Here is an 18,158-nt window from a genome sequence, read left to right as displayed (position 1 = left end):
TTAACGTATTGGAAACAAAAATTAAACACATATAGAGGAACGGGACCAATGGTGATGCACATCGAAACCTCAGTCAAATGGTTACTGGTCGGACTTTTTTTCTTTGCATTGTGCCTGGTATCCGGCACGGCAACAGCCGATGTCTCAGACACCACCCAGGAGATGACCTACCTGTACACCGGCGCCAAGGCCATGCCCCAGACCATGGCATCCACCGGCGCGGCATCCACCAGTATTCCGATTGCGGTCCCGCCGGGCCGGGCCGGGCTTGCCCCTCAACTGTCCATCAACTATAACAGCTATGCAAAAGACGGGGTCGCCGGCCTTGGCTGGTCACTGGCCGTCCCCTTTATCCAGCGCTCCACGAAAGACGGGCTGGACTGTTCGGCAGATGATTTCATGGTCAACGGCTCCGACGAACTGGTCCCTCGTCCGGGCACCAACACGTTTGGCGCAAAAATCGAAGGCGGTTTTTCAAAGTACCGGCTCTGGGCCGTCAACGATTACTGGGAGGTCACGGCCACCAACGGCACCCGGTATTTCTACGGCTACCGGGACGCCTCCGAGTCCGCAAACTCCCGGCTGTCATCCGCCTATTGCAACAAAACCGTTGTCTGGTACCTCGATTACGTGATCGACACCAACGGCAACTACATGACCTTTGACTACATCATTGATGAGAACACGGTCTACATTTATCAGATCAAGTATACCGGCAACGCCAATACCTTTGACGCCCCCAAAAACTCCGTGATCTTTGGTTACGAAATCCGGCCGGATAAACCGCATGTTTATCCATTCAATGATGATGCCCGAATGCAAAAACGGATGACCGCCATCAAAGTGAAGGGTAATAACAGAGCCGTAAGAAAGTATGTGCTGGGTTACGACAATCCGGAAACCGGCATGTACACCGGCCGGTCCCTGCTTACGTCGGTCACCCAGTATGGATATGATAACGACGGCATTGAACATGCCCTTCCGGCCCAGACCTTTGAATATTACGAAGAGCAGGCCGACTACAGGGCGGCGAATGAATGGGTGTCCGGCGGACCATGGGCACAGGTGCCATACAGCCAGCCATACGGTTTTGCCGACTTTAACGGAGATAACAGAGCCGACTTCTGGTATGTTCCTATTAGTGGCCCGTTAGAAATCTGGGTAAGGCTTGCCAATGCGGCAGGCGACGGTTTTAAAACCGCCTCCAAATGGGCCACCATGGACAATATCATCGGGGGGGGGGATTCCTTCTGGTCACCGACATTTCTCATGGCACTGGAATGCAAGGGATTTGCCGACCTGGACCGGGACGGTAAACTGGACCTCTGGTACCTGAGATACGCAACCGACCAGGAATTCCAATGCACGGATGGTTTTTGTTTGCCTGTGTATCCTCTTAACGTGGAACTGGTGGTCTGCCTCTCCACCGGCAGTGATTTTGGCGCCCCTCAGCAGTGGGCCTCTTTTACCCCCATGCCGACTCCGTTGACTGGTTCTTTCGGCTTCGACCCGGAATCCGGCCGTCGTTTTTCCAACTGCCGGGGCATGGATGATATCAACGGTGACGGCATGCAGGACTTCTGGTTTGTGACCAATGAGCGTAAGGTGCTTGTGGGCTTTTCAGACGGTTCCAGTTTTGGTTCTGTCACCCAGCGTACCACGCTTCCGGCCGGTTCGCAGAACAACTATACCGGGGGATATTTACATGGCTTTGCCGACCTGAACGGCGACGGTAAAGCAGACCTGTGGGACATCTATGTGTCGCCTGATACCAACGCCTACGGATTGTATGCCAGGCTCTCCCAGGGCGAGACCTTTGGCCCGCGAAAACGCTGGCACGATCTGGGATACGTGACGTGGGCCTGGACTTCCCTCCTGCAATGGTGGCGGGGGTTTGCCGATTTTAACGGGGACGGTAAGCAGGACTTCTGGTATTTCCCTTCAAATGATGGCCAGCCCGTTCCCTATGGCTCCATCCGCATTGCCCTGTCTTCCGGTGACCCGGACGTCGGGTTTGTTCAGGAAAGCACATGGGCATCCTATACACCGACAGCAAACAACCGTGCCGGTTTCGGGTTTGCCGATATCGACGGCGACGGCAAGGCCGATTTTTTCCGGTCGGATAATGCTGAAAACATTATCAAGGTAAGGCAGTCCACCGGCTATGACTTCAAACCGCTTGCCGCATGGGCGACCCTTCCCACCTATATTCCGGACTGTAACCGCCATTTTGCTGATTTTAACGGCGACGGCAAGCTGGACTACTGGTATCTGTATGCCGGTGTGCATGTGGGGCTTTCCCGCACCAACCCGGTGGGCCTGCTCAAAGAGATCGACAACGGCATGGGCGGCACCTTTACCCTGGACTATACCCCCTCTTCCGCCTATGACAACCTGTGTCTGCCCATGGTTCTTCAGACCGTGTCCTCTATCACCGCGGACGACGGCCGTGGCAACACCTACACCACTTCCTATGATTATGAAGACGGCTATTATGACTATCCGGACAAGGAGTTCCGGGGGTTTCGATACTCCATGCAGACCGGGCCGGACGGCACCTTTCAGAAAACAAAATTCATCATTGACGACACATGGTTGAAAAACCGGATCAACTGGGCAAAAACATGGTCTCCCCTGGCAAACCCGGATGTTAACGACCCGATCAGTGACGTGGACTACTCATGGGAAAAAACGTTTCTTAACACCGAAGAGACCTGCGCGTTTGTCTACCTGTGGAAAACCCGGGTAGACACCACTGTGGGCGGGGTCAGCTCCTTTACCCGGGACCTGACAACCTATCAGGACACCCTGTCAAGCGGGTTTTTCGATCTTTCCACCACGGTTTCCACCTGCGGGTCGGACGGCGTGAACTTTGAAACCATCACCACGACAAAAACACTGGAAAACCAGGGTGGCTGGACATGGCGCGTGGCAGAAGAGACCCTCTCCGGCAATCAAAGCGGTTTAAAACGCCAGACCACATACACCTACGACAGCAACGGCAACCTTGAAACCAAAACCCTGTATAATGACACGGGCACAAGCCCGATGTTTTCGTATACCTACGACGCCTATGGCAATCTTGAAACCGAAACCGACGCGGAAAACAACCCCCCAACCGTGTTTGAATACGATGCCACCACCCACACCTTTCCCACCCGGATCATTGCGCCGTCCACCAACGGCGTGTCTCATGTTATTGAAAAGACCTATGACCTGCGCCGGGGCAAGGTAAAAACAGAAACCGATGAAAACGGCCACACCACCACCTACCATTACGACCCCTTTGGCAGAACAGAACGCATTGACGCGCCGCCCAACACCGCCGGCCAGTTCGGCCAGATCGCCTATATTTACGATGACGATGCCGCCACCCGCAAGGTGATCTCCCTGGTCAAGGAAGACGCCAATGATGTGTGGGTAAAAGACGGCAACGGCGGGGTCGGGTACGAAGGCTATATCAGCGACAGCATCTATGCTTATGCGTGGATGGACGGACTTGGCAGAAGAATAAAGACCAAGACCAAGGGCATCAAGCTGGTGGAGGGCCAGCCCACGGCAACAGCCGTGCTTACGGACTTCTATTACGACGCCTATGGCCGTCAGAACCTTGTAAAAGGCCCCTATTTTAACGGCGACGAGCCCTATCCCCAGGTGCAGACCTACTATGACCCGGACATGCCGCAAAAGCCGGTCAAAATAGAGACCTGGGACAGCGCCCTGGGCGCCATTGCCACAAACTTCTCATACAGCGGTCTTGCCACCACCATCACCGACCCGGACGGCGGCAAAAAAACAGATATCAAGGACTGCCGGGGCAACCTGATCGGTGTTGTCGAATACAACGACAGCGGCGCCCAGTATTACACCACCTATGAATACAACGCCGTGGGCGAACTGACCCGGGTGGAAGACCACCTGGGCAATGTCACCTCAATCGAATACAACACCCTGGGTCAGAAAACCTCGATGAATGACCCGGACATGGGAGAGTGGTTCTACACCTACACCCCCAACGGCAGCCTGGACACCCAGACCGACCCCATGGGCCAGGCGGTGAGCTTTGAATATGACGAACTGGGCCGGGTGACGGACAAGATATATTCAGCCAACGGCAACAACGTGACCTATGCGTACGACACCGGCACCAACGGCATCGGCCGGCTCTACCAGGTCTCCAACTTTGTCTCCACCCTGGCGCCCTATGTAATCACCACGTACGACGCTTACGACCAGATGGGCAACCCGGTCCAGGTGACCCAGGAGATGGCCAAGGCCGGCAGTACGCCCCGCACCTACACCTCGGGCGCGTCTTACGACATCACGGGCCGTCCACAGGAGGTCTACTATCCGGACGGCTTCTGGGTGGGCTACGACTATTACGCAAACACAGGCCTGTTAAAAGAGGTCAAAGGCGCCTACGACCTTAATCCTCACACCTATGCCGCCTATGCCGATTATGACCCCTCCGGCCGCATCAAGCAGATGGGTTTTGGCAACGAGGTCTATCACACCTACACCTACGACCAATCCTCCAGGCGGCTGGTGGGGTTTGTCACGGAAGACAAAAACGACCCGCAGCAGCCCATTATTCTTCAGCACCGCACCTATACCTACTCAAAGGCCGGGGACGTGACATCCATTGCCGACGGCCTGCTGGGCATGACATACCACTACACCTACGACAAGCTGCACCGGCTCACATCAGAAACCGTTACCGGCAATGTGCCGTCCATCATCACGCAAGCCTCTGTGATGAACTTTGACGACTATGCCTCCGGCCCGGCAGCCCACGGGGTGGACACCCTCACCCTGGACAGCATGACCCAGACCGGCCAGGAATACGGCTATAATTACGACGCCACCGGCAACATGATATCGGCCCCGGACTTTACAGACCCGAACCAGCCCGCCACCCGGTCCATTGAATACAATGCCGACGGCATGCCGGTTTACGTGGGCCACTCCGCCCACGGCGCCACGGAAATCGCCTATGACGGCGACGGGGCACGGGCCATCAAGGCTTCAGGCATTCACGATATCTACTATGTCACCGGCTCCTTTCAGGTGGAGGAATCGAGCGGCGCAGCGGTGCGGACCACCAAGTACATCTTTGCGGGCAACGCCCGCATTGCCATGATCGCCACTGTGGGGGCCGCGGACACCACGCGCTATTTTCATACCGATCACCTGGGCAGCACCACCGTGCTGACCGACGAAACCGGCCAGGTCGCCTATGGTTTTGGCTACCTTCCCTATGGCCTGGACAGAGAGCCCGGCACAAACGACCCGACCCCCTATAAATTCACCGGCCAGGAACAGGATTCTGAAACCGGGCTTTACAACTACAACGCAAGGCTCTATGATCCGGCCATTGGTCTGTTTACGCGGGCGGATACCATTGTCCCCAATTTTGCCGATCCACAGACCCTGAACCGGTACACCTACTGCCGGAACAACCCGCTGGTGTATGTGGATCCCAGTGGGCATGTTTTTGGAATTGATGATGCAATTATTATCGCTGCTGTAGTAAAAGGAGCGGCTTATGGAGCGGCCATCAACGCGACAGTAGCAGCGGCCACTGGAGGAGATATAGGCCAGGCCGCACTAACCGGTGCGATACAAGGTGCGATTTTTGGTGGAATACATTGTATACCGGGAATGGGTGAAGGGGTTAATGCCTTCTCTGCCGCCAAACAGGCAACTGTTCATTTTATGGGTGGCATGGTAGGCGGTGGAATCAGTGCTGCCGTAACCGGCGGTGATGTGGGCCAGGGAGCAGTCATCGGCGGGCTGTCCGCCGGTGTCGGTAAATTCGCCGGCATGAAATACCTTGACGGGGAAAACTGGGGAGTCCAACTGGGCGGACGGTCCCTGCTGGGCGGCACGTTTGGCGGTGTTGCCGCTGAAATGAGCGGAGGAGACTTTGGAGACGGGTTTGTTCAAGGCGCAAGAATGGCGGCAATTGCAATGATTTGCAATGATATGAACCAGACTATGTTTGATAGCTTATCCAAATTGTGGTGGAATGATGGTAAGAACAATAATGACCCACGAATGAATCCATATGCGAGAAAAAAGCCATATGAAGGCACATATGAAGGCGGAATAGATGCCATTGGCGCCATTGGTGAGGCGATCAAGCCTGATATGGAAGGAATGGCGGCTCGAATACAGTGGCAGTTAAAAGTTTCAGGTTTAGAAGAAGCGATCAATGCTGGCCCTTTGCATCCGCTTCATTGGGAACAGACTGCGCTTTGGGGATTTTCGGGTATATGGCTTAGGCAAGATTACTATTTAAATGAGCCATGGGGGCATACCGTTTCAGGGTCGCACTAAAGAACAAGTTAAAGCCATGGAATTACAATAAGGTTTATAATAATGAAAATACCCTATTTTTTTTATATCAAATATTGGATTGCTCATTCTGCTGCAGCAATGGCAGTAGGCCTCTTACTTATGTTGTTGATACCTCCTTTGCCCGTCTATTGTCCATGGTTTCCATTGATATGCCTATTAATTGATCAGGTTATTATATACAGACTTTTCTGGGGTGATAGACAAGGCGATTTTGAATATAAATATAGAGAAGTCATACTAGAAAAAAGAATTAGCCGTGTTATTATACAAAAATATGGGGTATTTAAATATTTTCAATATTATATCGATCAATTTAATCAGATAGGATATTCTCAAAAAACAATATGCCTAAATCTATTAAAAGATGAAAAAATATCTCAGGATTATGCAAAAAAATTTATCATCTTACTGAAAACAAGTGATCTTTTTGTGAAAGACGGGGACAATACTAGCGCTATCCAGTATTTAAAACATGCAATTAATATCAAGCCAACGGATCTTGTAGCAAACTATCGTTTAGCAGTATTGTATGAATCGATAGGAGATAGAGAAAAAGCTATCGAGCACTATCTCAAGGGGATGAGGGATTCTTTAATTAACTCAGATCGATTAAGGCGGTACATAAAATCACAAATTAAGCGTGTGGAGACAAAAGGACCTATGAAAAAACCACCTATGCTAGGCCTTAGGTATATGAGTTGGTAAGGTGTAAAAGTTAAGGAATTCCCAATTCCGCCTAATTCCGGGGACACCTTACTTAATTGATGGCGCCGCCGGTTTCTAAGGATATATTCGGCTCATGGCAAGATTGGCAAGAGTTGTGGCTCCCGGCATGCCTCACCATATTACCCAGAGAGGCAACCGGCGTCAGAAGACCTTTTTCTCTGATGATGATTATACTGCCTATATCGACCTGATGGCGGAGTGGTGCGACAGGCATGGGGTGGAGGTCTGGTCGTATTGCCTGATGCCGAACCATATTCATCTGATTGCCGTTCCTCCTGCGCACGAAAATCTAATGCTTGCGATTGGTGAAGCCCATCGCCGGTATACCCGCCGAATCAATTTTCAGAAAGGCTGGAAAGGCCATCTGTGGCAGGGGCGATTTGCTTCGTACATACTGGATGAGGCCTATCTGCTGGCATGCGCCCGTTACATAGAGATGAATCCGGTGCGGGCGAAACTGGTAGAAACACCGGCAAAGTGGAAGTGGAGCAGCGCGGCGGCTCACATCAAAAAGCAGGACGATAAACTGGTAAAAACTGAACCACTGACTGCACTTATTCAAAAGCCACAGAATTTCGAGGACACCTTACTTATCTAAAAGCAAGTTTTTTTTGAAAATTTGCCGTTGGGCCAATCAACTCATGGAATATTCGGGTTAAAGGATTTCAAGCCCGTTCTGGATAATCTCATTGGCCAATGGATGAGAGGCGTCCAGGTCGTTGTATCGTGCACGCATGTTGAATGTAGATGCGGTTTTCCAGCCTTAAAACGTCCTTTTGGACCTTAAAAATATTATACCGGGACGCCCTGGCTTTTGCCGCACTGGGGTGCGGCGCTCCCGGGAAGCGCCTTGAATTCCAACCGCCGCGCTGGGGTCGCCCACGCTAACATTCTGAACAGATGAACTAAAGGTTAAATAACACCGTTAAAACAGGCTTAAAAGCACCTTTTGAGGCATCAAAAGGTGCTTTTAAGCTTTTTGCCACCACCGGGTTTCGATTTTGATTTCGATAAAGTGCTTTTAATAGTGATAGCGGCAGGCCAGTATTCTTATGGTGTCTTTTGTCACTTCATAGACAAGCCGGTGTTCCTGGTCAATCCGTCGGGACCAGCAACCGGAAAGCTCATGTTTTAAAGGTTCCGGTTTGCCGGCACCATGAAAGGGGTCGCGCTGAACTTCTTTGATCAGTTTGATGATGCGAAGGGCTTTTTTGCGGTCTTTTTCAATCCACCAGGACAGGTCTTCAAACCCGGCAGGATCAAACACCAAGTTTTTTACAGGCGTCATCAAAGGAGATATTCTCCTGGCGGTTTTTGGCGGCCAGCAGTCGCTTTTTCATGGCCTTGCTTTTAAGGAGATAGGCGGTCTCTTTTTCCGATTGAATCTCCTGCCAGAGATCAATCGGTACAATCACGCCGGTGACCTTGTTCTGTTCATCAGAAATGTATTGAATCTGTCCCATAAAAAAACCTCTTTTCGGTAACCTCGGTCGAGGTTATCTTGCTCTGCATTCATATCGGCCCATGGTCAGGGCCGCTGGTGCAAAAGCCATTCTATTTTTTTCATTATTGGACATCAAACAATGATAGTCAAGCCCGAAAGCGGGGAAATCGTCCGGCCACCGGCAGGGCCTTCTTGGCTTTTGCCGCACTGGGGTGCGGCGCTCCCGGGGAGAAGCATTGTCGGCTCTGGTGTGCGGCGCTCCCGGGAAGCGCCCGTGAAGTCCGGGACATGGGCGACCCGAAGGCCAAGGCGAAAAGGTCTGCTCTTGGTTTTTATTGTATGGATAGCGCGCGTCTGTTGATTGACAGGGCTTTACAGGCCCTTTACTTTTTTACCAGTTCGAATAAATCGAATTTGGATGCCGCCCGGTTAAAGGTCAGCACATGGTCACAGCCTGACAGGTGGGCTGAAGCGGCAATCAGGAGATCGGAAAGCTCGGTTTTTGACGCCCGGGCCGACACGATAAAATACCGGATCACAGGCTGCGCTTCAAAAGTCAAAATGGGCATCATCATCAGGGCCTCCAGGACATCGAGAATCTCTTCGCGTGTTGTTCCATAGACCGACTCCAGCACCCATATGGTTTCAAGCACCACCAGCAGGGGAATAAACAGGGATTCCCGGTTTGTTTCGGCTGCCTTGAACAGGTTATAAACCGCTTCGGCCTGTTGCTGGTCGTCTTTGACAAGAAAGCGGATCAACAGGTTGGTGTCCAGTGCCTTCATTTGGCCCGCTCCTGTAGTTTCCGCCGGATCGCGGCATCCATTGCCTCGACTGAAACCGTCTTTCGCCCGGGCTTGTGCAGCCGGCCGAAGACATCATCCACCCTTTTGACAACAGGCTTGCAGATAACCTCGCCGTTTTCGTTAAGGACAAATTCCAGCTTGTCCCCCGCGTGCAGGCCCAGGGCTTGCCGGACCGACACGGGGATGGTGATTTGGCCCTTACCGGTTAAAGTGGCTAGCGGCATGGCACACTCCTTACTTTCTTGTTTTTCCTTACCTGACTGTAAGGGGGAAACCATAAAAAGTCAATGGTGAAATATTCGGGGCAGCCGCACTTGGGTGCGGCGCTCCCGGGGAGAAGCATTGTCGGCACTGGGGTGCGGCGCTCCCGGGGGAATGCCGGGGGGACCATAGTTTTCTTAACAGGGCTCTTTTCTCCGGAGAGAAGGTTTCTGTAGAAATTAAGGGAACAACAGTAAAAAAACTATATGGGAGCCGTGAAGGAAAAGGTGGTCCCGTTTTCGGGGGATGTGAGAAAATCGACCGTTCCGCCCAGGCACTCCTCGCCGAACCGTTTCATGGTATAGGCGCCAAGGCCCCGGCCCTCTTCCGCATGGGTGGTAAAATCCCGCTCAAAAATCCGCCGGGCAATTTCAGGCGAAATAAAACCTTTGTTCCAAACAGAAAAGGTCAGCCGGTCCAGGGTCCGTGAAACCGACACGCGAACGGTGTCGCCGGGACTGGATGCTTCCAGTGCGTTTAACACCATATTGGACAACACCCGTACCGACAGAAAACGGTCAGTGGTAAGCACCAGCTGGAGGTCGCTGCTGGGCTGGGGAAACAGCAGATCCTTGTCCCGGGCCTCGGGATGACCGGCAAAGGCATCGCCGATGTCCTTTAAAATCTCCAGTACCGTCACCGGTTCCCACTGAGGCGTGTAAACCCCCTGCTCCCGCCTGAAGAGAAGCCGATGAATTTCAACCTCCCGGGCCAGCCGGGTGGAAAGGTGGGAAACACGCTGGAGCAGGTTTGATGCGCGGGAGGCTTCGCTGTTCTTTTCGTTTTCATAATGTTGAAGCAGGCCCATCAGCCCTGAAATGGTGTTGCTGATGTCGTGCAGAAAGGAACGGGTCAGAAAGGCCATTTTCTGGCGCCTGGTGATGTCCTGCAGAAAAACCAGCAGAAACAGCTCCCCCTTCAGGGAGAGCGGGGTACATCGTACCGAAAGGTAAAGGTGGGCCTCATGGTTTTCCTGGTGGAAGGTAAGGGTACAATACTTTTCAACCGTTGTGTTTTCACACAGGGCCGTGACAATGGCGATGGCGGCGCCGCAGGAGGCGCAGCACTGGGAGGTGCCGCAGCCGCCGGGCATCTCACCGGCATGCACGCAATGGACCGCTTCCCCCGGCCGAAGGCCCAGCACATCATGCGCGCTGCCCACGTTCAGCATGACCAGCATGGCCTCGTTGATCACAAGGATCTGGCGGTGCCGGTTCAATACCATGAAGAGTCCCGGCACCAGGCGCATCAGGCCGTCCACAAGCACGTTGTCACTGATCAGTGTGATCTCTTTTGCCAGTTGATCCCTGTCGGCCCGTTCCGGAGAAGCAAAATGGGTGTCCATCGCTCCCTCCCCGCCCCGTGGGGCGTCGTAAGAACCGCGTTGACCGCGCTTTTTTTACTGCCTGCCGCTGATGAAACGAGCTTTCGGAGCGTCTTCTGGCTACACAAACCGGCTGAAATCCACCCCCCTGGCCTGCCCCCTCAGCATGAACCAGTGATCTTCATTTTCCGGGGGATCAATCTGCTCATCCTTCGGCTTTTCAACCAGGACAATGGCCTCGGAAGGACAGGTGGAGACACACAGGCCGCAGCCGATGCATTTTTCACGGATAACGCGATAGGTATCATCGGCCGCTTCAATGGCGTGGACCTGGCACCGCTCATCGGCGCACACCCCGCACGCTATACACGCGTCGGCGTCAATGGCCGCGTAATAATTGGAGACAACGGCGCTGTGGGCGCCCATTTCGTTGATGGCCCGCAGCACGCCGCAGCAGCACCCGCAGCAGTTGCATATATAGTACTGGCCGTTTTTCATATTGGCCGCCATGTGGACCAGGCCCGCCTCTTCGGCTGTTTTCAGAATATCGTAGGCCTCCTGTTTGGAAATCACCCGCATGCCCAAAGGTGAGTTGTCAAACACGTTCGGCACCGGCGCCACGGCCAGGCACACCTCCCGGGGCTTGTCGCACCCGTTGTCGAGCATGTGCTGCTCTTTTTTGCAGATACATTCGTTGACGCCGAAGGACTGGCCGTTTTCGATGATGGCCGACACCCGGTCGTAGGCAAGGGCCTGCTGGCCGGCGGAAATCTCTTTTTCAACAGGCACCACCCGCATCAGGCTGGGGCCGTTCTCGAAAAACTGTTTTCCGAAATGGGGCGCGTAGGCCTCGCACAGCTCCACGAACTCTTTGTCCATGCGCTGAATGTGAAACTCATACAGGCCGAAGACCCAGGGCATCATCTTGTAGAGCTTTACCCCGCCCAGGTCCACACCGAACAGCAGGCCCCGGCGCCACATGCTGTCCAGCTGTGACGCCAGTTCGGACTTGGGCCGTTTGGTCCGGGTCGCGATCTGGTCCACGGTTTCAAACTTGAGCTTCATTTCGCCGAACAGATCGGCCTCTTCCGGTTCAAACATTTTCTGAAGCAGCCGGATTTCAACGCCGCTGTCGGTTTTTGGAAAGCCGTTGGGCAGGGTGTCCAGTACCTCGGCCAGACGTTGATATACCGGGTCGTTCATTATGTTCTCCTTGGGGCAAGCGGTCGTTGTTATTCGTTTGCCTGCTTGAATTCGTCGGCAAACGCGTTGAGCGTCAGTGTCAGGGGCCGGTCCTCCTCGGTGGTGGCTTCCAGTGAAATGGGGGCGGGCTTGCGGAAATGATCATCTTCAGACCGGGCGCAGAGCCATGCCGCCCGAAGCGCCTTTACCGCCTGAAAGGCCGGGGCCCGGACATCCACCAGGCTTTTTTCCAGGACCAGTTCCAGCCGGCCCTTTCGTTCTTCAAGGTGCATGAGCGGTGCAATGGGAATGCCCAGGGGCACCCACTTGGCAAACCCTTTTTCCAGGTTCTTGATGGCCGCCATCTGGCCGGTAGCACCGTTGGCAATCAGGGAGAAGACGGTCATGCCCAGGTTGTAGGTGTAGGTACAGTCAAAGGTGGTGGGATCGTTGCCCCGGCCGTCATAACCGTAAAAATGGTACTGGGTCTTGAACTTGGGAATCGACTTTTTAAACAGCTTTTCAATGGGGCCGGGCACTTTTTCATTATCGAGAATGGCGCCCTGCCGGGTCAGTTCACTGGTCAGGGTTTTTAAGGAGATCATGCTGACGTGAAACAGCAGGTAGTCCTGGCCCCAGTTTCTGAAAAGAAAAGGTCCGTAGTAATCAGGATCCATGCCGGCCTTCTGCATGGTTTGAACATAGTAGACGTTTTTGATGCCGATTTTGTACTCCCCCTGCTCTATCAGCCGCTCCAGGTAATCGGTCACCAGCTCCATGATCACCCTTTCGGTCTCCACCTGGGAAAAGGGAAAGTTGCCGTGACTGTCCCGCTCCATGAGCAGGCCTTCCTGAAAGAAGGGCGGAATATCATTGAACAGGTCGTCATCCCGGGTGTTCCACACGGAAAAGTCCGCCTCTTCCCTGGAGCGACGGGCCAGACGCCGCAGGTAGTCGAGCTTGTCTTCCAAAAGGAGGAAATCCGTGTGAAAGTCGGTGTCGTGGGTATAATTGTACTCACCGATAATCGTGTTGAGTTTGATGATGAATACCTGGATTTCATTGATAAATTCCAGTACACCCTCGGGTATTACAATAACCCCGTAATTTTTTCCCACTGCGGCGCGCCGCACAATGGCATCGCAGATGACACGGGAGAGATGACGCAGGGTCATGCCGTAGGCGGTATAGTCGATGGTGCCCGCTTTTTCAGCGGCATCCAGACGCCGCTGGTCCACGTAATCGGCCAGGTCTTCACCGATGAGGGTAATGTTGGCATGGGTCTGCAGCGCCACCTCAAGGGCCAGATGGCTGGCCACGCGGCCCATGACCTTGCACACGTGCCAGTACTTGACATCCGAGCTGCAGTCGGTGCACAGGTTGCTGATCTGCCGGGCAAACCCGCGGGCCGCGGAGTGGAACCCGAAAGACATGGCGCACAACACCCGGCCTTCGTCGTCCCGCACCTGTATATCACCGTCAATGGTCTTGGGCACGCCGATGACCTGCACCCCGTCTTCCAGCATGGCCTGGGCCAGAAAGGCGGCATTGGTGTTGGAGTCGTCCCCGCCCACGATCACCAGCGCATTCAGGCCGTACTTGGCGCAGGTCGTTTTGGACAGGGCCATTTTTTCCTGCGTATCAATTTTGGTGCGGCCGGTCTTGATCATGGAAAAACCGCCCGTGTTCCGGTAGTTGTTCACCATCTCCGGCGTGATTTCAACAGCCTCCCCCTCAATCACACCGTCGGGCCCCAGTATGAAGCCGTAAATAACGGTTTCCGGGTTGGCGGCCCTGGCCGCGTCAAAAAGCCCGGCAATGACATTATGCCCCCCCGGCGCCGGCCCGCCGGAAAAAACAATGCCGATGGTCTGTTTCCGGCAGTATTTTTCCTTGAAATCCTCTGCCGGTGCATCTTCCCTGTAAATCTGCTGCACCGGATTATCGATGATATCGGGCAGCTGTTTTTCCGCTTCCCTGTTTTTCTTGAACTTGAACCCTGAAACGGTTCGCACCGCTGTGTATGCGCCGGCAAAGGCCTCACACCGTTCCGGCTGAAAGCTTTTGCGCAACGTCTCTTCCCTGCTGACATTATCAACGACCTGACGAACCTCCTTTTTTTGAAGGAAAGCCGCCATGCGTCCGTCTTCCGTTGTCATTCAGACCCCTCCGTTCAGAATCATGTCTCGATTGTCACCGTAAAAATAAAAATCGATGCCGCCGGGCACCGCGAAAATTTTTTTGAGTATATCATAATCATGACAGTAAAAATAATACTTGCCGTGCCCTTGATGTGTCAAGCAGTTTGTCTGCGCCGTCCTTGGCCGTGCGTGATGAGAACCGGCCGCTGCCGCTTTGCGAAAACGACGGTTTATGATAAGAAAAAAAACATCTTTGAATTGGTTTAATCGAAACTGGCGTCCAGGCAGATAACGGATAAGAAGCAGACCCAGGGAGGTAAGATGAGCGGAACAACATTTAAAAAAGTTGAGGCATCGACCCGCAGTCTATATGGTCCGCGGGCAATGCTGGTTTGCGGTTTTTCGCCGGCGGATCAGGATAAGCTCATGCGAATGACAGGCGACATGGGGCTTTCCCCTCTTCCCATGATTTTCACGACAGAAACCGATGGAACGGTTTGCCTCGGCGATCTTGTAAACCGGCCGGATCAGTCCGGCAGGGGCGGCGATTCTCCCGGCCTGGCCCGGGCCATTGTGCTGTCCGGCATCACCGAGGCGGAGCTGCACCGGATACTGACCGCCTACCGGGAAAGCGGCCTGCCCCGTCCGCTCTGGGCCACCCTGACCCCCACCTCGGAAAACTGGCCCCTTTCGGAGTTGCTGGCCGAACTCGACGCCGAACGCCGGGCCATGGAAAACCGAAAGCAGCCGTGACCGAAATTATTAAACGCGTCCAGAGATAGGATGGCCGGGGCAGAAGATCGGCTCCGCATACAGACGCGGGGCCGGCAGGGTCCCGCCCAGGTCGAGGCCAAGCAGCCCCACGGTCAGTTCATGAAAAATTTGTTCCACAAATCCCGGTCCGGCCGATTGGACCGCCTCTTTAAAGACCGCCATTGTTACTGAAAAAAGCCAGAAGTGTGCGGATGAGAGTTCGGGATAATTGTAGGTAAAAGAGTGCATGCCCATGCTTTTGGGCGGGTGGGAACCATCAAAGACAAAAGACTCATTGCCGGACAGGTACCGCGTAAACAGGCCGACCGCATCACTCGTGATATGACCCAGCGCAAAAACCTCTATCTCCCTTAATGCAACAACCATCTCCTGTATCGTACCTGTTTTTTCTTTTTCAACCGTTGCGCAAGGAGAAAACAGAACGGATCACTCCGATTCGTCATCCCGGCCCCACGCACTGAGCATCAGCAGGAGCCCTCCTACCGAAATCGAGGCCCCCGCAGGCAGCAGGAACACGCCCAGGCCCGCGGTCTGGGCGTTCTGACCGTTTCGCTGCATACCGATTCCACCGGCAGTATGCTGGCTGGTAATCGAAACCGTTTTCGAATTTGAAGGCTGAACGGTTGTGTTGTAACCCAGCACGGAAAGCGTCAACCCCACAATCACCAGCCAGATACCCGCAAGAATAAGCCCTCCCCTTTTCATTGCCCCCCCTTGTTGCGCCTGTTAACCGAATAGCCGACGCGTCGACAGTAATACTTGATTTTTAAGTTTCCGATGATATCATTGCAAGCCAAATAGCATTGATGAAACAAAACAGTGTTTCACAGTGAAACGTCATGAAATTGCAGGCGGAGATGAAATGCATTCCATGAAAAAAGGCAATAATTGCGAAAACAGTACCAAAAACGCAAAAAATGCCCTGCTCGGTATGCTTCCGTCGGTTGACGCTTATGCTGATTTCAAGGCGGACATGCGCAAGGGCTTTTCCGACGTGATGCCGGCCCTGCTTTCTTACGCGGTGGATTCCGGTCTGGTAAGGGAAAAAACCGAAGCCGCCTTTCTTGCATTTCTCGAAACCAATCCAGCTTCTTCCGCTTCTATTGAAGGCCGGACATTTTCCGACCTGCTGGCCCAGGTCCTTGGCACGAGATCGGTAAACAGCCTGCTGGAATTCCTTAATACATATGCCAACCGGTTTTGCATGATGCCGGTTCAGGCATCCATGTTCAGCCGTTTGAAAAAAAACTTTCATCCCAACACGCCCAAAAAAAGAAATGCCCTGCGGCTGCTGGCGTTCTGGCTGGGGGCAAAGCGGCCGGAGCTGGGGTGGAACTATGAAATGCTGTTAAAGCTGGCTGATACCCGGTCTGCTGAGCCGGTAACGGTTGAGGAAAAAGAGGGGGTCAGAATCACTTTTGCCCTGCAGGCCGCCGGCGACATCCTGGACATCAAGGCCGTGGAGTGGCTGAAAACGGAACTGCGCCAGTGCCTCTCTGATCTTAACCTGCACCATATTGAACCGCATAGAATATCGTTTACCCTCTCCACAGCCCATGTTGATATTCCAAAGACGCCGGGACCATCCGGTGAGCCCAGGCTCTATGCCAGGGCCATTCGCAGCAGCCTGGCCCTGGCCTACCAGATGCCGATCCGCTGGGCCCTTTCCACTCACAGCAGCCGGCAGTGTTCCATTATCGTGGCCATCAGCGCAGGGCCCTTTGACCAGGCGGATCCGTTTATTCAGGCGTTATTGTCTCTGAAAAGAACGGGCATCACCCCTGTACGGATGACCGATTTTGCCAGGCTGTGTGTCAAGCTGGCGGACGTCAAGATTGTGTTTCGCAAAACGCCGGAAGAGTTAAACGTGGGTTTTTTGGATGAAACACATCTAAACGTCTGGCATGTGGATTATTTCTGGTCCTACCTCTATTACGACTTTGTACCGCCCCTGCTGGGAGAAAATGTTTTACCCACTACACGCGACGCATATGAAGAATTCAGGGCCGCAGTTTTTTCCCCGGACCATGCGACAGGAGACAACCAGGCTCTGTCGGCGATGCGCAAATCCCCACAAAATGCACTGCTGATCATCGAAATCGCAAGAATACTCATCGCCAAACGGATGCTGTATGAGGCAGATGAGGTCTTGGCTGTCATTCTGGCCTCTTACCCTTATCACATGGTTGCAAGGGCCTGCAGAATGACTATTTATCAATATCTGTCCATACAACAACCAGATCCGGAAATAAGTGCGCATCTTTTTGCCAGGGCGATCCAAGAGGCCGCGTTCATTGAGATGTGGCATCCTGATGATGCCGAAGTCTACACGGAAACCGGACTGGTCTATTACGCAAGGGCCGTACAATTGATAAGGATCTACCGAAAAAAACAAAGCAATCCGGATTTAAAAAAAGGAGACACCGTTCAACAGGCTTTGGGCCTATTGGAGACTGCATTGCATTTTTTTAACAAAGGGGCGGTTCTTTCTCCGATAACCGACATGAGGGCCGAATTCTGGAAACGAATTGCCATGAGCCTGCGCGGTATCTTACAGAAGGATGAAAACGCTCTGATGAGCGGAGAGCCGATTACCGACCGGTCCGACATTATTTACCACACATCTCAGATCTCCTGGAGAACGCTCGGCTGGATCAGGGATGACTCCCCCGAAGAGCATCAATTCTTCTCAGACAGGCTATACAACCTGATGCAGCAGTATTCAGAAGACGTCTCTGTAACCAATTGGACACCGGGTTTAAAATGCATTTTTGCGGGACAGTTGTGGAGCACACTCCCTTTTGTAACAGTGGCTTTCGCCAAATTGATGATAGCCATGTATGCGGATGCCATTCAGGATGCTGAGCGGCTGGCGCATTTTAACATCGGCGTCTATTCGGCTTCCGGGTGCTATACCGTAATTCAGTCCCCTGCCCATTTTATTGAGAACGCCCGTAAGTACATCAGCATCCTGGAATCCTTGTTAAAAGATGATTTGGAAAAACCGGATGACCACCTGATTGACAGAAAAAAAATTCAACGCGTGGCCCTTCCCTTTGCCCTTCTGGATGACGAGGTGGAATCCGATATCATTCTCGAGTCCGGCATTCAAACAGAACCATAAAACAGAAAGCGTCGGG

General features: G+C 53.3%; 14 protein-coding genes. 5 read left to right on the top strand and 9 right to left on the bottom strand.

From position 1 onward, the window contains the following. Window positions 1–48 precede the first annotated feature (48 nt). The 3 genes from DOLE_RS08745 (at window position 49) to DOLE_RS08735 (ending at window position 7,684) form a co-directional block, all read left to right on the top strand. The gene (locus DOLE_RS08745) at window positions 49–6,339 is read left to right on the top strand and encodes a toxin TcdB middle/N-terminal domain-containing protein (RefSeq protein WP_041280450.1); all 6,291 of its coding nucleotides are present in this window, start codon (window positions 49–51) and stop codon (window positions 6,337–6,339) included. 42 nt (window positions 6,340–6,381) lie between these two features. Then, entirely contained in the window at window positions 6,382–7,065 is a 684-nt protein-coding gene (locus DOLE_RS08740) for a tetratricopeptide repeat protein (protein ID WP_041280449.1), read from the top strand. Between the two features lie 94 nt (window positions 7,066–7,159). After that, window positions 7,160–7,684, top strand: coding sequence for a transposase (locus tag DOLE_RS08735; RefSeq protein ID WP_012175121.1), 525 nt, complete (start codon window positions 7,160–7,162; stop codon window positions 7,682–7,684). A gap of 423 nt (window positions 7,685–8,107) precedes the next feature. On the opposite strand, the gene DOLE_RS08730 is transcribed toward DOLE_RS08735, so the two are convergent. From DOLE_RS08730 to DOLE_RS08700, 7 genes are all read right to left on the bottom strand, one after another. Then, window positions 8,108–8,374, bottom strand: coding sequence for a Txe/YoeB family addiction module toxin (locus DOLE_RS08730; RefSeq protein WP_012175120.1), 267 nt, complete (start codon window positions 8,372–8,374; stop codon window positions 8,108–8,110). Continuing rightward, window positions 8,346–8,549 (bottom strand): hypothetical protein, encoded by a 204-nt coding sequence (locus DOLE_RS08725; protein ID WP_012175119.1) that lies wholly within the window; start codon window positions 8,547–8,549, stop codon window positions 8,346–8,348. Before DOLE_RS08725 ends, DOLE_RS08730 begins: the two co-directional genes overlap by 29 nt. Before the next feature lie 364 nt (window positions 8,550–8,913). After that, entirely contained in the window at window positions 8,914–9,315 is a 402-nt protein-coding gene (locus DOLE_RS08720; RefSeq protein WP_012175118.1) for a PIN domain-containing protein, read from the bottom strand. After that, a complete protein-coding gene (locus DOLE_RS08715; protein WP_012175117.1) occupies window positions 9,312–9,560 on the bottom strand; it encodes an AbrB/MazE/SpoVT family DNA-binding domain-containing protein in 249 nt (82 codons plus the stop codon). Before DOLE_RS08715 ends, DOLE_RS08720 begins: the two co-directional genes overlap by 4 nt. 239 nt (window positions 9,561–9,799) lie before the next feature. Beyond that, entirely contained in the window at window positions 9,800–10,942 is a 1,143-nt protein-coding gene (locus DOLE_RS17330; RefSeq protein ID WP_012175116.1) for a sensor histidine kinase, read from the bottom strand. 99 nt (window positions 10,943–11,041) lie between these two features. Continuing rightward, a complete protein-coding gene (locus DOLE_RS08705) occupies window positions 11,042–12,124 on the bottom strand; it encodes a 4Fe-4S dicluster-binding protein (protein ID WP_012175115.1) in 1,083 nt (360 codons plus the stop codon). 29 nt (window positions 12,125–12,153) lie between these two features. After that, a complete protein-coding gene (locus DOLE_RS08700; RefSeq protein WP_012175114.1) occupies window positions 12,154–14,262 on the bottom strand; it encodes a 6-phosphofructokinase in 2,109 nt (702 codons plus the stop codon). A gap of 408 nt (window positions 14,263–14,670) precedes the next feature. Here DOLE_RS08700 and DOLE_RS17325 point away from each other — a divergent pair, with 408 nt between their 5' ends. Then, window positions 14,671–14,997 (top strand): DUF3783 domain-containing protein, encoded by a 327-nt coding sequence (locus DOLE_RS17325; RefSeq protein WP_167320864.1) that lies wholly within the window; start codon window positions 14,671–14,673, stop codon window positions 14,995–14,997. A 9-nt stretch (window positions 14,998–15,006) separates the two neighbouring features. Here DOLE_RS17325 and DOLE_RS08690 read toward each other — a convergent pair whose 3' ends face one another. Next, window positions 15,007–15,384: a hypothetical protein gene (locus DOLE_RS08690; RefSeq protein ID WP_012175112.1), complete on the bottom strand. Its 378-nt coding sequence runs from the start codon at window positions 15,382–15,384 to the stop codon at window positions 15,007–15,009. Between the two features lie 60 nt (window positions 15,385–15,444). Continuing rightward, window positions 15,445–15,723, bottom strand: coding sequence for a hypothetical protein (locus DOLE_RS08685; RefSeq protein ID WP_012175111.1), 279 nt, complete (start codon window positions 15,721–15,723; stop codon window positions 15,445–15,447). Between the two features lie 157 nt (window positions 15,724–15,880). Between DOLE_RS08685 and DOLE_RS08680 the strand changes: the two genes are divergently transcribed. Further along, window positions 15,881–18,142 (top strand): tetratricopeptide repeat protein, encoded by a 2,262-nt coding sequence (locus DOLE_RS08680; protein WP_012175110.1) that lies wholly within the window; start codon window positions 15,881–15,883, stop codon window positions 18,140–18,142. Window positions 18,143–18,158 lie beyond the last annotated feature (16 nt).

This window comes from Desulfosudis oleivorans Hxd3 (assembly GCF_000018405.1).
Lineage (GTDB): Bacteria > Desulfobacterota > Desulfobacteria > Desulfobacterales > Desulfosudaceae > Desulfosudis > Desulfosudis oleivorans.
The sequence above is the reverse complement of the archived record's forward strand: the minus strand, read 5'-3'. Positions and strand labels throughout refer to the sequence as shown.